The 15,439-nt window shown below is 67.7% G+C and carries 14 protein-coding genes; 3 read left to right on the plus strand and 11 right to left on the minus strand.

Going from position 1 to position 15,439, the window contains the following annotated elements; translation table 11 throughout:
• Nucleotide 1: 1 nt before the first annotated feature.
• Together cyoB and cyoA are read right to left on the minus strand one after the other, a co-directional pair.
• Complete coding sequence (gene cyoB, locus Sp245p_RS30510) at nt 2–2,008, minus strand: cytochrome o ubiquinol oxidase subunit I (protein WP_014241897.1); 2,007 nt, start codon at nt 2,006–2,008, stop codon at nt 2–4.
• Nucleotides 2,009–2,021: 13 nt separating this feature from the next.
• Nucleotides 2,022–3,197: a ubiquinol oxidase subunit II gene (gene cyoA / locus Sp245p_RS30515; protein WP_014241898.1), complete on the minus strand. Its 1,176-nt coding sequence runs from the start codon at nt 3,195–3,197 to the stop codon at nt 2,022–2,024.
• 210 nt (nt 3,198–3,407) lie between these two features.
• Between cyoA and Sp245p_RS30520 the strand changes: the two genes are divergently transcribed.
• Nucleotides 3,408–4,715 carry an MFS transporter gene (locus tag Sp245p_RS30520; RefSeq protein WP_014241899.1) on the plus strand — a complete coding sequence of 436 codons (1,308 nt, stop codon included), beginning with the start codon at nt 3,408–3,410 and terminating at the stop codon, nt 4,713–4,715.
• Nucleotides 4,716–4,745: 30 nt separating this feature from the next.
• On the opposite strand, the gene Sp245p_RS30525 is transcribed toward Sp245p_RS30520, so the two are convergent.
• Nucleotides 4,746–5,093, minus strand: coding sequence for a type II toxin-antitoxin system RelE/ParE family toxin (locus Sp245p_RS30525; RefSeq protein WP_014241900.1), 348 nt, complete (start codon nt 5,091–5,093; stop codon nt 4,746–4,748).
• Nucleotides 5,094–5,096: 3 nt separating this feature from the next.
• Entirely contained in the window at nt 5,097–5,348 is a 252-nt protein-coding gene (locus Sp245p_RS30530; protein WP_014241901.1) for a type II toxin-antitoxin system ParD family antitoxin, read from the minus strand.
• A 241-nt stretch (nt 5,349–5,589) separates the two neighbouring features.
• Between Sp245p_RS30530 and Sp245p_RS35245 the strand changes: the two genes are divergently transcribed.
• Nucleotides 5,590–5,763 carry a hypothetical protein gene (locus Sp245p_RS35245; RefSeq protein ID WP_014241902.1) on the plus strand — a complete coding sequence of 58 codons (174 nt, stop codon included), beginning with the start codon at nt 5,590–5,592 and terminating at the stop codon, nt 5,761–5,763.
• Between the two features lie 25 nt (nt 5,764–5,788).
• Here Sp245p_RS35245 and Sp245p_RS30535 read toward each other — a convergent pair whose 3' ends face one another.
• The 6 genes from Sp245p_RS30535 to Sp245p_RS30560 form a co-directional block, all read right to left on the minus strand.
• Nucleotides 5,789–6,697, minus strand: a complete 909-nt coding sequence (locus Sp245p_RS30535) for an NAD(P)H-hydrate dehydratase (protein ID WP_014241903.1) — start codon at nt 6,695–6,697, stop codon at nt 5,789–5,791.
• 10 nt (nt 6,698–6,707) lie between these two features.
• The gene (locus tag Sp245p_RS30540) at nt 6,708–7,472 is read right to left on the minus strand and encodes a histidine phosphatase family protein (protein WP_014241904.1); all 765 of its coding nucleotides are present in this window, start codon (nt 7,470–7,472) and stop codon (nt 6,708–6,710) included.
• An 83-nt stretch (nt 7,473–7,555) separates the two neighbouring features.
• Complete coding sequence (locus tag Sp245p_RS30545; RefSeq protein WP_014241905.1) at nt 7,556–7,945, minus strand: hypothetical protein; 390 nt, start codon at nt 7,943–7,945, stop codon at nt 7,556–7,558.
• A gap of 84 nt (nt 7,946–8,029) precedes the next feature.
• Nucleotides 8,030–9,676 (minus strand): sensor domain-containing diguanylate cyclase, encoded by a 1,647-nt coding sequence (locus tag Sp245p_RS30550; protein WP_052584448.1) that lies wholly within the window; start codon nt 9,674–9,676, stop codon nt 8,030–8,032.
• A 187-nt stretch (nt 9,677–9,863) separates the two neighbouring features.
• Entirely contained in the window at nt 9,864–11,852 is a 1,989-nt protein-coding gene (locus Sp245p_RS30555; RefSeq protein ID WP_014241908.1) for a BCCT family transporter, read from the minus strand.
• A 131-nt stretch (nt 11,853–11,983) separates the two neighbouring features.
• A complete protein-coding gene (locus Sp245p_RS30560; RefSeq protein ID WP_014241909.1) occupies nt 11,984–12,223 on the minus strand; it encodes a hypothetical protein in 240 nt (79 codons plus the stop codon).
• A gap of 107 nt (nt 12,224–12,330) precedes the next feature.
• Between Sp245p_RS30560 and Sp245p_RS30565 the strand changes: the two genes are divergently transcribed.
• Nucleotides 12,331–13,962 carry a lysylphosphatidylglycerol synthase domain-containing protein gene (locus tag Sp245p_RS30565; RefSeq protein WP_014241910.1) on the plus strand — a complete coding sequence of 544 codons (1,632 nt, stop codon included), beginning with the start codon at nt 12,331–12,333 and terminating at the stop codon, nt 13,960–13,962.
• On the opposite strand, the gene Sp245p_RS30570 is transcribed toward Sp245p_RS30565, so the two are convergent.
• The gene (locus tag Sp245p_RS30570) at nt 13,937–15,391 is read right to left on the minus strand and encodes a TrkH family potassium uptake protein (protein WP_014241911.1); all 1,455 of its coding nucleotides are present in this window, start codon (nt 15,389–15,391) and stop codon (nt 13,937–13,939) included. The two genes, Sp245p_RS30565 and Sp245p_RS30570, sit on opposite strands and share 26 nt — an antisense overlap.
• Between the last annotated feature and the right edge of the window lie 48 nt (nt 15,392–15,439).

Raw genomic sequence — 15,439 nt, forward strand, 5'->3', positions numbered from 1 at the left:
TTTACACCTGCCCGGAGAGGAGACGGGTCCGCTCGTTCTCGGTCCGCACCACCACGTCCGCGGGGATGTGGAAGTCGCGGTGATAGTTGAAGGTGTGGTGGATGGCGGTCGCCAGCAGGGCGACGAAGCTCACCGCCGCCAACCACCAGATGTACCAGATCAGGGCGAAGCCGAGGACCACGCTGATCCCCGCCAGGATCACGCCGGTGCCGCTGTTGCTGGGCATGTGGATCGCCTGGAAGCCGCCGAGCGGACGCTTGTAGCCGCGCTTCTTCATGTCCCACCACGCGTCGTTGTCGTGGATCATCGGCGTGAAGGCGAAGTTGTAGTCCGGCGGCGGCGAGGAGGTCGCCCACTCCAGGGTGCGGCCATCCCACGGGTCGCCCGTGCGGTCGACCAGCTCACGGCGCTTCCAGACGCTGACGGCGATCTGGAGAAGGAAGGCACCGATGCCCGCCGCGATCAGAACGGCACCCACGGCGGCGATCTGGAACCAGATCTGGAGCGACGGGTCCTCGAACACGCGCAGACGGCGGGTGACGCCCATCAGGCCGAGGACGTAGAGCGGCATGAAGGCGACCCAGAAGCCGATCACCCAGCACCAGAAGGACACCTTGCCCCAGAAGGGATCGAGGCGGAAGCCGAAGGCCTTGGGCCACCAGTAGTAGATGCCGGCGAACAGGCCGAACAGCACGCCGCCGATGATGACGTTGTGGAAGTGGGCGATCAGGAACAGGCTGTTGTGCAGGACGAAGTCCGCCGGCGGAACGGCCAGCAGCACGCCCGTCATGCCGCCGACCACGAAGGTCAGCATGAAGGCGACGGTCCACATCATCGGCAGCTCGAACCGGATGCGGCCGCGGTACATGGTGAACAGCCAGTTGAAGATCTTCGCACCCGTCGGGATCGAGATGATCATCGTCGTGATGCCGAAGAACGAGTTCACGCTGGCGCCCGATCCCATGGTGAAGAAGTGGTGCAGCCACACCAGGTAGGACAGGATCGTGATGACCACCGTCGCGTAGACCATGGAGGTGTAGCCGAACAGCTTCTTGCCCGAGAAGGTCGAGGTGACTTCGGAGAAGATGCCGAAGACCGGCAGGATCAGGATGTAGACTTCCGGGTGGCCCCAGATCCAGATCAGGTTCACGTACATCATCGGGCTGCCGCCGAGATCGTTCGTGAAGAAGTTCGTGCCGACGTAGCGGTCCAGCGACAGCAGGACCAGCGTGGCGGTCAGGATCGGGAAGGAGGCAACGATCAGCACGTTGGTGCAGAGCGACGTCCAGGTGAAGACCGGCATCTTCATCATGGTCATGCCGGGGGCGCGCATCTTGACGATTGTGCAGATCAGGTTGATGCCGGACAATGTTGTTCCGACACCGGCGATCTGCAACGCCCAGATGTAGTAGTCGACACCCGTTTCAGGGCTGTAGGCGATGTTGGACAGCGGCGGATAGGCCAGCCAGCCGGTGCGCGCGAACTCGCCGACGAACAGCGAGACCATGATCAGCACCGCACCGCCCACCGTCATCCAGAAGCTGAAGTTGTTCAGGAACGGGAAGGACACGTCGCGGGCGCCGATCTGCAACGGCACCACGTAGTTCATCAGGCCCGTGACGAAGGGCATCGCCACGAAGAAGATCATGATGACGCCATGGGCGGTGAAGATCTGGTCGTAATGGTGCGCGTTGAGGTAGCCCTCGCTGCCGCCGAAGGCGATGGCCTGCTGGAGGCGCATCATGATGGCGTCGGCGAAGCCGCGCAGAAGCATGATCAGGCCCAGCACCATGTACATGATGCCGATGCGCTTGTGGTCGACGGTGGTGAACCACTCCTTCCAGAGATAGCCCCACAGCCGGAAATAGCTCAGCGCCGCGACGAGCGCGATGCCGCCCAGCACGACCGCGACGAAGGTCGCGACCACGATGGGCTCGTGATAGGGGAAGGACTCCAGGGTCAGACGCCCGAAGAGCGGATGGGTGGCGACGGTCGATGTGTCGATCATGGCGGTGGGCCGCTCAAGGATTGGCCGTCAACCGCGGCCCGAACGCAGGGGCGGGCGCGGAGATCGGCGTGATGGAGGAGCGCGGCAGACCCGCGCCGGAAATCGGGGACTCGTCGGCGGGAGCGTTCAGCACGCCCAGCGACGACTCGACGGCGCGGCCGGTCAGCTCCTCGGTCGAGCAGATGCCCGCCACATAGACCGGCGCCGGGCCGAGAACGGCGGTGCCGCGGCGGGACAGCTTGTCGTGCATCAGCGGCATCACGTTGTCGATGCCGGCGAGGCCGAGGCCGCCCTTGGCGTCGATGGCCATCATGTCGTGCATGCACATCTTGCCCGGCTCGACGCACATCCCGACGATGGCCTTGAACAGGCCCGAGTCGACGGCGCCGTAGCGGCGCACCGGCTCGTTCTCGCTGGGGCGCTCAAGCTGGAGGTAGCCGTCGCGGTCGAGCTTGCCGCCGCCCGCCTTGATGTCCGCCACCCACTTGTCGAAGCCGTCGGCGGCCAGACCGTGGAAGGTGAAGCGCATGTGCGAGAAGCCGGCACCGCTGTAGTTGGCGGAGAAGCCCTTGTAGCTGCCCGGCTCGTTGATGACGGCGTGCAGCTTCGTCTCCATGCCGGCCATGGCGTAGATCTGCCCGGCCAGCGCCGGGATGTAGAAGGAGTTCATCACCGTCGAGGAGGTGATGTTGAAGCGGATCGGGCGGTCCACCGGGGCGGCCACCTCGTTCACCGTGGCGATGCCGTACTCCGGGTAGATGAACAGCCACTTCCAGTCGAGCGCCACGACGTTGACGTCGAGCATCTTGGTGTCGGCCGGAACCGGACGCCCGGCGGCGATGCGGTCGAGCGGGCGGTAGGGGTCGAGCAAGTGGGTCGCCATCCAGGTGAGGGCGCCCAGGCAGATGATGATGAGCAGCGGGGCCGCCCAGATCACCAGCTCCAGCTGCGTCGAATGGTCCCAATCCGGGTCGTACTGGGCCGTGCTATTCGACTGGCGGTAGCGCCACGCGAACAGCACCGTCAGCACCATCACCGGAATGATGATGAGAAGCATCAGGAGGGTGGAAATGGTGATGAGGTTGGCCTGTTGGCTCGCCACGTCGCCGGACGGGCTCATCACCACAAGGTTGCAGCCACTCAAAACCGCCATCAGCGGCAGGAGGGCCAAGGCGCGGAAACGGGTCAAGGCAGGACCTGTCAGCAGGGGTTCGCTTTGGATTTGGGCGAAGAGCTAACCCCCACGGGCCGGGTCGGACATTGGACAATTTGTCCAATGCGCCGCGATTCCGCGCAGCCATTGACGCACATCAAGGCAATGCGTCCATGGGCGTGGCAGAATGCCGTTGCGGTGCCTATTTAATTCCCTCTGACGCAATTGCCAGACGGTGGGGGGACCATGGGATCATCGACCACGGCGACCGAACGGGATGCAAGATTGGTCAATGCCCGCGACCACCGGGTGAATCCCGGTGAAATCGCGATTGGCGTCATCATCGGACGGACGTCCGAATTCTTCGATTTTTTCGTTTATGCCATCGCTTCGGTGATCGTCTTCCCGAAGCTGGTCTTTCCCTATCTTGACCCACTCACCGGAACGTTGTGGTCCTTCGCGATTTTCGCGCTGGCCTTCGTCGCCCGCCCGGTGGGCAGCATGCTGTTCATGGCCATCGACCGCGCCCACGGACGCGGCGCCAAGCTGACCCTCTCCCTGTTCCTCCTGGGAACCTCGACGGTCGCCATCGCCTTCCTGCCGAGTTACGAGCAGATCGGCGCGGCGGCGATCTGGCTGCTGGCGGCGGCCCGCATCGGCCAGGGTCTGGCCCTGGGCGGCGCCTGGGACGGCCTCGCCTCGCTGCTGGCGCTGAACGCGCCGGAGAGCCGCCGCGGCTGGTACGCCATGATTCCGCAGCTCGGCGCCCCCATCGGGCTGATCGTGGCGAGCGCCCTCTTCGCCTATTTCGCCGGCAACCTGTCGGCGGAGGATTTCTTCAGCTGGGGCTGGCGCTACCCGTTCTTCGTGGCCTTCGCCATCAACGTGGTGGCGCTGTTCGCGCGGCTGCGCATCGTGGTGACGCCGGAATACACCCACCTGTTCGAAAGCCGCGAGCTTCAGCCGGTCCCGGTGACCGAGATGCTGCGCAACGAGGGCATGCGCGTCGTGCTGGGCGCCTTCGCCCCGCTGGCCAGCTTCGCGCTGTTCCACATGGTCACCGTCTTCCCGCTGTCCTGGATCTTCCTCTACACGCAGGACACGCCGGCGGACTTCCTGCTGATCGAGGTGGTCGGGGCCTTCTTCGGTCTGGGGGCCATCATCGCCTCCGGCTGGATCGCCGACCGCATCGGCCGCCGCACCCTGCTGGGGAGTTGCGCCGCGGCCATCGCCGTGTTCAGCGGCGTGGCGCCCCTGCTGCTGAACGGTGGGCCACTGGGCGAGCTGGTCTTCATGATCGTCGGCTTCGTGATCCTGGGCCTGTCCTTCGGCCAGTCGTCGGGCGTGGTCACGTCGGGCTTCACCCAACGCTACCGCTACACCGGCGCGGCCATCACCTCGGACCTCGCCTGGCTGTTCGGGGCGGGCTTCGCGCCGCTGGTGGCGCTGGTGCTGTCCGCCAACTACGGCCTGTTCTCGGCCGGCGCCTACCTGCTGTCGGGCGCGGTCTGCACGTTGCTGGCCCTGTGGCTCAACAAGACGCTGGCCAAGTGACCTGAACGAGCGTCGGGAACCGGATCAGCCTCATCCTTGCGGGATGCGGCGGTCCGGTTCCATCCTTTCATGCAATAGGCGAAGAATCACGACGACCGGCGGCTCGCCGGCCTGCTGATCCATGGCGTAATAAAGCGTGTGGGCCGCAGCGCCGTGCCGGCCGGCGGCATGGTCCAGGTGGAAGGCGCGCAGGCCCGGCACAATGCGCCCACGGTCCCAGGAGCCGCCCCTGGCAGGGTTTGCGGCAACCATCTCGACCGCCTTGGCGATCAAGGCCTTGTAAATATCCCTCTGCTGCGCGCCGAACCGTTCCCTGGTTTCCCGCAGGACCATTCCGAAGTCCCGCTTCGCCGCATCGGTGACGCGGTAGGCGACCACGGGTCAATCCTCGATGTCGTTCAGGATGTCGGCAATGGGGCGGTCGTCAAGACGGCCAGCCTTCCAATCGTCAACCCCCACCAGAATGGCGCGCCGGAGCATCTCCTGCTTCTCAAACTCGACCGCCTTTTCCCGATGGAGCAGGCGAAGCGCCTCGCGCACGACTTCGCTCTGCGATGCGTAGCCACCGCTTGCCACCTCCTTCTCGACGAAGGCGGCCAGCGCTTCGGGCAGGCTGATGTTCATGGTCGGCATGGACCACCTCCTTCTTCCGAAGGACATTTCGGGACGATTGGCAATCTTTGTCAAGTCACCCGGGGTCTTCAAGCGGGCCTGCAGGCGAACCTCCGGTTCGGTCTCCGAAATTTCCCACTCGAACGAGCTTCTATACCCGGCGGCGGTACGCCGGAATCCCGCACGCCGGCTACCCCCGACTTTAATCGTCGTTAAGAGATCGGCGCGCATCCTGCCCTTACACACAGATCGGCAGGTCATCATGTCCCAGTACAATCCCGCTGTCGGCACCACCGAGACCGTTTCCTTCCCGCTCCCCCTCACCGCTCCGGCCCCGGCCAAGAAGCTGCGCGGCCTGCCGCTGGTCGCCCTGTGGGGCGGGCTGATCGCCGCTCCCTGGGTCATCCTCTACCAGGCCGCCAAGCTGGTGTTCTGAGACTGGCGTTTCGAGGCCGGCGGTCTCAGGCCGACAGTTCGGCCATGATCTCCGGCACCTGGGCCAGCAGCTCGCGGGCCAGGAAACCCAGCGGGCCGCGGCGGGCCAAGCGGTTGCCGGCCTCGCCATGCAGATGGACTCCCCAGATCGCCGCCTGGGCCGGGTCGGCGCCCCGCGCGGCCAGCCCGGCGATGACGCCCGCCAGCGTGTCGCCCGACCCCGAGGTGGCAAGCCCGACATTGCCGCCGTCATAGGCCCATATGCGGCCGTCCGGCGTGGCGATGTGGGTGCAGGCCCCTTTCAGCACGACGATCACTTTGTGAAGGTCCGCAACGCGGCGGGCGGCCGTGGGTGGGTCGGCCTCCACCTCCTCCCGGCTGACTCCGGACAGGCCGGCCATCTCGCCGGCGTGCGGCGTGATGATCGTCCGCCCGCCCCGACGGCACAGCGCTTCGTTGGCGTTGTCCAGGCCCATCAGCGCTTCGGCGTCGATGACCAGAACGGGTCCGCCCTCCCCGTCCAGCCCGGCGATCAGCGCGCCGGTCAGGTCGGCGACCGCAAGCTTGTCCATCATGCCGGGACCGATCAGCACCGCGGTGCAGCGGGCCGCCCGCTCGCACAGCGTGTCCACGCAGTCGGGGGCGATGCCGCCCTCCGCCGTCTCGTGCAGGCCGAGCACCAGCGCCTCCGGCACGGCCAGCCCGAGATGCGGGGCCACGCTGCGGCAGGTCGCCATCTGGAGCTTGCCCGCCCCGGCGCGCAGCGCCGCCGTCCCGGCCAGCAATACGGCACCCGGCACCTCCACGCTGCCGCCGATGACCAGCACCCGGCCCCGCCCGTCCTTGTCGGCGCTGTCGCCGGGGTGGGGCAGCGGCATGGACCGCAGCAGGTCACGGGTGACCGGGATCGAGTCGTTCATCGGAAAATCGTTCATCGGAAAACGCTCATCGGACAGCCGCATTGGCGTCGGGCTCGGCGGTCAGCGGCGCCCCGGCCACCTCCAGCGGGGCGACGAAGTTGTAACGGCGAAGCTGCATCCGCCCGCTGTGCCCCTGGGCGGGATCGAAGGCGTATTCGGTGACACCGCAATTCGCCACGTCGCCCTCGCGGTCGATGGCGAGGATCTGCTCCTCCGTCATGCCCTCCAGCAGGTAGCGCAGGCACAGCACGACGACCTGATGGCTGACCACCAGCACGCGCTGCCCACCATGGTGCAGGCTGATGGTGTCGAGCGCGCTGCGCAGCCGCAGGATCACGTCGCACCAGCTCTCCCCGGCGGGCGGGCGGAAGTAGAATTTGCCGAGGATGCGGCGGAACTCCGCCTGCTCGGGGTGCTCCTGCGCGATGCCCAGCGCGGTCAGCCGGTCGAGGATGCCGAATTCCTTCTCGCGCAGCCGCTCGTCCACCACGAATTCCGTGGGTTCGACCGGCAGGCCGCCCCCGGCGTGGATGATCTCCGCTGTTCTCCGGGCCCGCAGATAGGGGGAGGTCAGCACCACGTCGGGCCGCTCGCCCGGCGGCAGCGCGGCGAACCAGCGCGCCAGCGCTTCGGACTGCTGCTCCCCCTGGCGGCTGAGCGGCACATCGACGTCGCGCTCGGCGATGTCGATCCGTCCCACCCCGGCGGCATAGGCAGCGTCGCGCGCGACGTTGCCGGCGCTTTCCCCGTGACGGACGATCCACAACCTCTGCGGCCAGCGCTGCTGCATGGTGAACGACCCCTTCCCGCCTCAACCAAGGCTTTCAACGGGAAAAAGGCCGTTCCGTCACGCAGCAGCCCGTCTTTCCGCGATCAGGCCGTCCGGCGTTCGAAGATGCGTTCGGCGGTGGACTTGCCGGGGCGCCAGGGCACGATGCTGATGGGGGCCGTCGGGTCGAGGCTGCCGTTCGCCCGCAGACAGTCGATGGCGGCCAGCGGCTCGTCCCCATGGGGCAGGCCGGGCTGTTCGAGCAGATACCGGCGGTGGTTGTCGGTCACCGCCCAGCCCGGCGGACGGCCCAGCGGGCTGGTGGCGACCACGCCGATGGGTTCGGAAACGAGCCACGCCTCGTCCGTGACGCTCCAGCCGACGAGGCGGCGTTCGCCGGGACCTGTCCCGGCACTGCCCATACCGACACCGATGTCGAGCCAGGCCCACTGGCGCAGGCGGGTGGTGCGGTCACCATCGACGCATACGAACATGATCCCATCCTCTCCCGTCAAGAACCGGTCAGGCGGGTATTGTTCTTCTTTTGTTCCGACTGCGCAAGCGGATTCCGCACCCGGTCAGTCCGGATTCCTGCGGGAAATATCCTTGTAAAAGATATGGGTGCCGCGGCCCGCCTGCTTGGCCCGGTACATCGCGCCATCCGCGGCCACCAGCAGACTGCGGGCGTCCGACCCGTCGGCCGGGGACAGGGCGATGCCGACACTGGCGCCGATGACGGCAGTCCTGCCCTGCACCGGGATGGGCAGCGCCACCGCCTCCACGATTTTCGCCGCCACGCCCCCGGCATCCGCGGCGGAGGTCACATCCTCCAGCACGATGGTGAACTCGTCGCCACCGACGCGGGCCACCGTGTCGCTGCGGCGCAGACAGCCGGCGATTCGCGCGGCGGCGATGCGCAGCACCTCGTCCCCGCAATCGTGTCCCATGCGGTCGTTGACCGCCTTGAAGCCGTCCAGGTCGATGAACAGCAGGGCCAAGGATCGTCCGGAGCGCCGCGACCGGGCCAGCGCCACGTCCAGCCGGTCGAAGAGAAGCCGGCGGTTGGGCAGGCCGGTCAGGGCGTCATGGTTGGCGAGATGGTCCTTCTCCGCCTCGCTCCGCCGCAGATCCTCCTCGGCGGCCTTGCGCAGCGTGATGTCGCGCCCGACGCCGACCAGCCCGAGAAGCTCGTTGCCGGCGTCGCGGATCGGCGCCTTCAAGATTTCGACCCAGATCCGCCCGCCATCGGGCAGCGGGATGCTCTCCTCGTTGCGCCGCGGCTGGTCCTCGGCATAGACCGAAGCATCGCCCGCGCGGATGCCGTCGGCCATTTCGGGGGGCCAGATCTCATGGCTGTCCAACCCGATCAACTGCTCCAGCGGACGCCCGGTCCAGGAGGCGAAGGCCCGGTTGGCCTTGCGCAGCACGCCGTCCCGGTCCTTGAAGAAGACGGCGTCGGGGATGGTGTCGATGATTCCCTGCAACAGGGCGTGCTGCCGCAGAAGCTGCTTTTCCGTCTGCCGCCGCTCCGTGATGTCGCGGGCGATGCCGACGACGCCCAGCATCTTGCCGCTGCGGTCAAGGCAGACGGCCTTGGCGGTCTCCATCAGCACGCGGCGTCCGTCCGGGTGGACGAACCACTCCTCGCTGCGCGAGAAGCCCTTCTGCATGGCGATCTGGTCGGTCCGCCGCCGCCGCACCGCGGTCTCCGCGTCGAACAGCCGGTGGTCAGTCAGCCCCAGCGGCGGCCGCCCCGCATAGTCGAGCATCGCCCAGTTGACCTTGAGGTAGGTGCCGTTCACATCCTTGAAGAAGACGATGTCCGGCATCGAGTCGATCAGGCTTTGCAGCATGGCGCGCTCGCGGTCGAGCGCCTCGGTGTCGGTGCCGCCATGGTCCGGATCGGCCAGGGGAGCGGCGAGCTGCGCCTCGTGCAGGATGCCCAGACGCCCGTCCGGCAGCGCCATACCGCTGCGACGCACCCAGGCGGTCACCGGACGCCCCTTGGGGTAGAAGGTCCAGCGCCCCGCCACCGATTCCCCTTCGGCCTGCGGCGCCCCCTCCGGCTGGCTGCCGAACTCGCGGCCCTGGAAGTCGGCGAGCGACGCGGCGTTCCACAGCTCAAGGGCGGCGCGGTTGCCCCAGACCATCCGCCCGCGACCGCCGTCATGCAGCCAGACGGGCGCCCACAGCCCGTCGAGCAGCGGAAGATCGGCAACGGTCATTGAAGCCGTCATCGGGCGGCCCGCCGGCGCGCACGCCTCCCCGCCGGGGACGCCGACCCCGGACTGGTTCTGATCCGCCTGATGACCCATGGTGGTCGCCGCCGCCTCGGCACGAAGAAAGCACCGGACGGCTTTCTAGCATAATTCGAGGCAATCTTCTCCTGCTACCGCAAGAGGCCGCGCTCTTTCACCACCCCCGCCACTTTCCATACTCCTGCACGAAGTCGCGGACGATTGCTTCCCGGCCGGCGAGCGCCGGCAACAATTGTTTGTGCAAGCCGCCACGCAGGATCACCTCGACGCGCATCTGCCACTGTTCGTCGGCCGCCTTCAGATCGGGAAAGGCGAAGGTCAACGGATGGTAGGCCCGCGCGCGGATGTCGTAGCTGAACTCCTCCTCCCCATCGCGCAGCACGGCCAGACCGGCGTTGAAAGGGCCGACCTCGATGACGGCCCGGCGGCCGAGCCGTTCCAACTCCGCCGCGATGTCGCGGAAGGCCGGCTCGACCGTGTCGGCGATGAAGCGGGCGACCTCGCGCCGCGCCCCGGCGCCGCCGGGCGGGACCGCCGCCGCGATGGCCGCCTTGCGCCCGATCACGGCGGCCAGCTGCTGGCGCCAGTCGCCGTCGCCGACCGGCTGCACCGGTGCGCCGCCCTCCGACGCGGTGGGCACCCGCGCCACCCGCCGGTCCGGCCCCGCCCGGCGCTCCGCCCGCAGACTGGTCACCAGCCCGACGCACATCAGCACCATGACCACCGCGAAGGGCAGCGCCGTCGTCACCGCCGCCGTCTGAAGCGCCTGCAACCCGCCGACCAGAAGCAGCACCGCCGCCACCACGCCGCACAGCACCGCCCAGAAGATGCGCGTCGCGATGGGCGGGTCCTGGTTGCCGCCGGACCCGATGATGTCGATCACCAGGGCGCCGGAATCGGCGGAGGTGACGAAGAAGGTGACGACGATCAGCGTCGCCAGGGCCGAGGTGATCACGCTGAGCGGCAGGCGGTCCAGCATGACGAACAGGGCCGTCGGCACGTTCTCCTGCACCGCCGCCGCCATGCCGCCGCCTTCGAACATCTCCATATGGATCGCCGTCTCTCCGAACACGGTGAACCAGACGAAGGTCAGCGCCACCGGGGCGAACAGCACGCCGCCGATGAATTCACGGATGGTGCGGCCGCGCGACACCCGCGCGATGAACATCCCGACGAAGGGCGCCCAGGAAATCCACCAGCCCCAGTAGAACATCGTCCAGCTCGCCTGCCACTCCGCCCCGGTGTAGGGCAGCGTGCGGAAGCTGGTGTAGGGCAAGGTCCACAGGTAACGCCCGATGCTCTCCACCAGCGTGGACAGCAGGAACACCGACGGGCCGAGCAGGAAGACGAACAGCAGGAGCAGCAACCCCGCCAGCATGTTCAGCTCGCTGAGCCGGCGGATGCCCCGCCCGACGCCGCTGACCGCCGAGGCGGTGGCGATCGCCGTGATGACGGCGATCAGCACCATCTGCTGCACCGTCCCGACGCTGACCAGCCCGAGGTAATCGAGCCCGGCGTTGATCTGCATGACCCCCAGCCCGAGCGAGGTGGCGATGCCGAACAGCGTGCCGACGATCGCCACGATGTCCACCAGATGGCCGGGCCAGCCGCTCAGCCGGTCGCCCAGCAGCGGGTAGAGCGCCGACCGGATGGTCAGGGGCAGGTCGTGCCGGTAGGCGAAGTAACCCAGCGACAGGCCGACCGTGATGTAGATGCCCCAGGCGTGCAGCCCCCAATGCAGGAAGGCCAGATTCATCGCTTCCCGCGCCGCGTCGGGCGTTCCCGCCTCGCCGACCCGCGGGTTGGCGAGATGCAGCACCGGCTCCGCCACGCCGTAGAACAGCAGGCCGATGCCCATGCCGGCGCTGAACAGCATGGCGAACCAGGTCAGGTAGCTGAATTCCGGCTCGTCGTCGTCCTTGCCGAGCTTGATCGACCCGTAGGGGCTGAAGAACAACCAAAAAGCGAACAAGAGGAATCCCGCAACGGACAGAATGTAGAACCAGCCGAAGTTGCCGACGATGGCGGACTGAAGAGCGGAAATCCGCTCCCCGAACGGCTCGGTGAAGACGCTGGCGAGAAGGACGAACAGGACAATCAGCCCCCCTGCGGTGAAGGAGACGGTTTTGTTGATCCCGTGCATGGTTTTTCTCCGGGTCCGGGCAGCGCACCCGAATCCGAGGCGCGGCGTCTTGGCCCACACAACGGATCAATCCGGCCGGAGTTTCCAAAAAATGCCGCGCTCATGCTTCCGGCGACGGGCGGCCGCGTCGGCTATTCCGGGCGGGCGCCGCTTTTGCGCTCCGACCGCAGGCGCCGCCGCAGGACCAATGTGTACCAGGCCAGCAGGACCGTGGTGAAGAGCGACAAGGTGAAGGACACGCCGTCCGGCCGCAGGTCGTAGCCCGTGGCGCCGCCGAACAGCGTCACCGAGCTGTCCCAGAGATAGGCGAGCAGCAGGATCAGCGTGTTGGTCCCCGACAGGCCGGTGGCGAGATAAAGCACAAGATGCATCCGTTGCCTCCCGAAGAGCCCTGCCCGGCCATGCGCTTTTTCGTTGCGCGGTGTTGTTCTTGTCCGAAGCCCCGTCATCCTAGGCGCCCGGAGCGATCCTGTCAGCCATGGCCCACACCGAAAGCCCCCCGACCTGGACCCAGCGGCTCCTGCGCTACGGCACGGGGGTGCTCATCCTGGCTCTGCTGGCCGGGGCGCTGGTCATCCTGAACCGCTGGCTGGAGCAGTACAGCGTCGCCGACATCCGGCAGGCGCTGAACCGCATCACGGGCGTGCAGCTTCTCGCCGCCTCGGCGGCGGCGGCGGTCAGCTACTGGCTGCTGACGCTCTACGACCTGCTGGCCCTGCGCCACCTGCGGCGGCCCCTGCCCTACCGCTGGGTGGCTTTCACCGCCTTCACCAGCTACGCCTTCAGCCACAGCCTGGGCTTCGCCAGCATCATCGGGGCGACCGTGCGCTACCGCCTCTACGCGCCGCATGGGCTGGGCGGGGTGGAGGTGGCGCAGGTGACGCTGTTCGTCGTCACCACCTTCATGCTCGGGCTGGCGACGGTGATGCCGGTGGTCATGCTGATCGACCCCACGGCGCTGAAGGCGCTGCACGTCCCGCCGGGAAGCGCCGTCCTGCTGGGGCTGGCGGCGCTGGCGATCCTGGTGGCCTACGCGGTGGGCGGCTTCTGGCTGCGCCGGCCGCTGCGGGTGTTCGGGCACGCCATCGCCTTCCCCCGCCCGTCCATCGCGGTTCGACAACTCCTGCTGGGGCTGTGCGACCTGTCGCTGGCGGCGCTGGTCCTCTATCTCTGCCTGCCGCCGAGCGACGCGGTGAGCTACGCTGACGTTCTGGTCGCCTTCGGGCTGGCGCTGGTCGCCGGCATCATCAGCCACGTGCCGGGGGGGCTGGGCGTGTTCGACGCCATCGTCCTGGTCAGCCTGACCCCGGCGATGCCAGGCAACGACGTGATGGCGGGGCTGCTGGTCTTCCGCCTGATCTATTATCTGGCGCCGCTGGTGATCGCCGGGCTGATGTTCGGCGGGGTGGAGGCCTTCCAGGCGCGGCGCCGCATCGGCGGCCTGTCGCGGGGAATCTCCGCTGCCATCAGCCCGGCGGTGCCGTTGGTGCTGGCCGCCTGCATCTTCATCACCGGGGCCTTCCTGCTGTTCTCCCGCGCCACGCCGGAGGAGACGCTGCCCGCCCCCTTCGACGCCACGGCGCTGCCGCTGGTGGAGATGTCGCACTTCACCGGCAGCGTCGCCGGGGTGCTGCTGATCCTGCTGGCCCACGCGGTGCAGCGGCGGCTGCACGCCGCCTGGGTGCTGTCGCTGGTGCTGCTGGCGACCGGCTGCGCCTCCGCCCTGCTGAAGGGCGGCGACTGGCCGGAGGCCATCGTGCCGGGGCTGATCTTCCTGGCCCTGCTGCCCGCCCGCAAGGAGTTCCACCGTCGCGGCAACATCCTGCGCAATCCCCTGACGCCGAGCTGGTTCATCGCGACCGGCGTGGCGCTGGCCAGCGCCTTCTGGTTGGGCCTGTTCTCCTACAAGCACATCGCCTTCAGCGACGAACTGTGGTGGCATTTCACCCTGCACGGCGACGCCTCCCGCTTCCTGCGGGCGTCGGTGGCGGTCGGGGTGATCGCGCTCGGCGCCGCCCTGGTCCATCTGGTGTCGGCGGCCAGCCGCGACCCGGAGGAGCGGGAGGAGAAGCCCCCCGGCCCCCTCACCGCCGCCAGAAGGACGGACTGAGCACGACCAGGATGGTGAAGAACTCCAGCCGCCCCAGCAGCATGCCGGCGGCCAGCGCCCATTTTGCGCCGTCCGGCATGGTGGCGTAGTTGCCGACCGGCCCGATGGTGGGGCCGAGGCCGGGACCGACGTTGCTGACCGCCGTCGCCGCCCCCGACAGCGCAGACACCACGTCCACCCCGAGGAAGGCCAGGACGAAGGCCAGGACGAACACCGACATCAGGTAGACGAAGCCGAAGCTCATCACCGAGATCATCACGTCGGCGCTGACCGGCTTGCCGTTGTAGTTCAGCGGGATCACCAGATTGGGACTGTAGAGGCGGCGCTGAAGCGCGCGCAGCACGATGAACAGGATCTCGAACCGGAAGATCTTCAGCCCGCCCGAGGTCGATCCGGTGCAGCCGCCGACGAAGGTCAGGATGAAGAAGACCACCGACGCCAACGGCCCCCACCGCTCATAGTCGATGGAGGCGTAGCCGGTGGTGGTGACCACCGAGACGACGCTGAAGGTGGTCACGCGGATGGCGTCGTCCCACGGCACGCCCCGCGTCAGAGTCAGCCAGACCGACATGCCGAAGGACACCGCCGCGAGGAAACCAAGGTACCAGCGGATCTGCGTGTCCGCCCAGAAGCTCGCCGCCCGCCCCTGGGCAAGGCTGATGAAGCGGACGAAGGGCATGCCGCCCAGCACCATGAAGATCACCAACACCCACTCGATGGCCGGGCTGTTCCAGCTGGCGATGGACGCGTCGCGGGTGGAGAAGCCGCCGGTGGACACGGCGGTCATCGCGTGGTTGACGGCGTCGAACCAGGACATCCCGGCATAGGCGAGCATCGCCGTGCAGACCGCGGTCAGGCACAGGTAGATCCAGCCCACCGCGATGGCGAGGTCGCTGGCCCGCGGCGTCACCTTGTCCGACCGGTCGGAGGATTCCGAGCGGAAGAGCTGCATGCCGCCGACCTGGAGGAAGGGCAGGATGGCGATGGCCATGCCGATGATGCCGATGCCGCCCAGCCATTGCAGCAGCGACCGCCACAGCAGCAGCCCCGGCGCCAGACCGTCCAGCCCGGAGATCACCGTGGCCCCGGTGGCGGTCAGCGACGACATCGCCTCGAAATAGGCGTCGGCCGCCGACAGGTCGATCTGCGACACCATGAAGGGCACGGCGGCGAAGGCGCAGATGACGACCCAGGACAGGGCGGTCAGCAGGAAGGCCTGCCGGAGGTTCAGCGCGATCCGGTCCATGCGGTTGGCCAGCATGAACTGGACGCCGAAGAACAGGGTCAGGGCGAAGGCGATGGCGAAGACCATCCAGTCCGGGTTGCCGGCCGCCAGATCGACGGACATCGGAAGCAGCATCGCGACGGCCAGGACGCTGAGGAGCGCGCCGATGATGAAGAAGACGGGGCGGGTGTCGAAACCAGTCATGCACGGGCCATAGCCGATCGGAATTGCGGCCTAAGTTGTCACGATTGC

The organism is Azospirillum baldaniorum, from assembly GCF_003119195.2.
GTDB lineage: Bacteria > Pseudomonadota > Alphaproteobacteria > Azospirillales > Azospirillaceae > Azospirillum > Azospirillum baldaniorum.

Bases quoted from the DNA above. Each gene is read 5' to 3' on its own strand.
- cyoB (WP_014241897.1), bottom strand. From the start codon at position 2,008: ATGATCGACACATCGACCGTCGCCACCCATCCGCTCTTCGGGCGTCTG.
- Sp245p_RS30520 (WP_014241899.1), top strand. From the start codon at position 3,408: ATGGGATCATCGACCACGGCGACCGAACGGGATGCAAGATTGGTCAAT.
- Sp245p_RS30530 (WP_014241901.1), bottom strand. From the start codon at position 5,348: ATGCCGACCATGAACATCAGCCTGCCCGAAGCGCTGGCCGCCTTCGTC.
- Sp245p_RS35245 (WP_014241902.1), top strand. From the start codon at position 5,590: ATGTCCCAGTACAATCCCGCTGTCGGCACCACCGAGACCGTTTCCTTC.
- Sp245p_RS30535 (WP_014241903.1), bottom strand. From the start codon at position 6,697: ATGAACGATTTTCCGATGAACGACTCGATCCCGGTCACCCGTGACCTG.
- Sp245p_RS30540 (WP_014241904.1), bottom strand. From the start codon at position 7,472: ATGCAGCAGCGCTGGCCGCAGAGGTTGTGGATCGTCCGTCACGGGGAA.
- Sp245p_RS30545 (WP_014241905.1), bottom strand. From the start codon at position 7,945: ATGTTCGTATGCGTCGATGGTGACCGCACCACCCGCCTGCGCCAGTGG.
- Sp245p_RS30550 (WP_052584448.1), bottom strand. From the start codon at position 9,676: ATGACCGTTGCCGATCTTCCGCTGCTCGACGGGCTGTGGGCGCCCGTC.
- Sp245p_RS30555 (WP_014241908.1), bottom strand. From the start codon at position 11,852: ATGCACGGGATCAACAAAACCGTCTCCTTCACCGCAGGGGGGCTGATT.
- Sp245p_RS30560 (WP_014241909.1), bottom strand. From the start codon at position 12,223: ATGCATCTTGTGCTTTATCTCGCCACCGGCCTGTCGGGGACCAACACG.
- Sp245p_RS30565 (WP_014241910.1), top strand. From the start codon at position 12,331: ATGGCCCACACCGAAAGCCCCCCGACCTGGACCCAGCGGCTCCTGCGC.
- Sp245p_RS30570 (WP_014241911.1), bottom strand. From the start codon at position 15,391: ATGACTGGTTTCGACACCCGCCCCGTCTTCTTCATCATCGGCGCGCTC.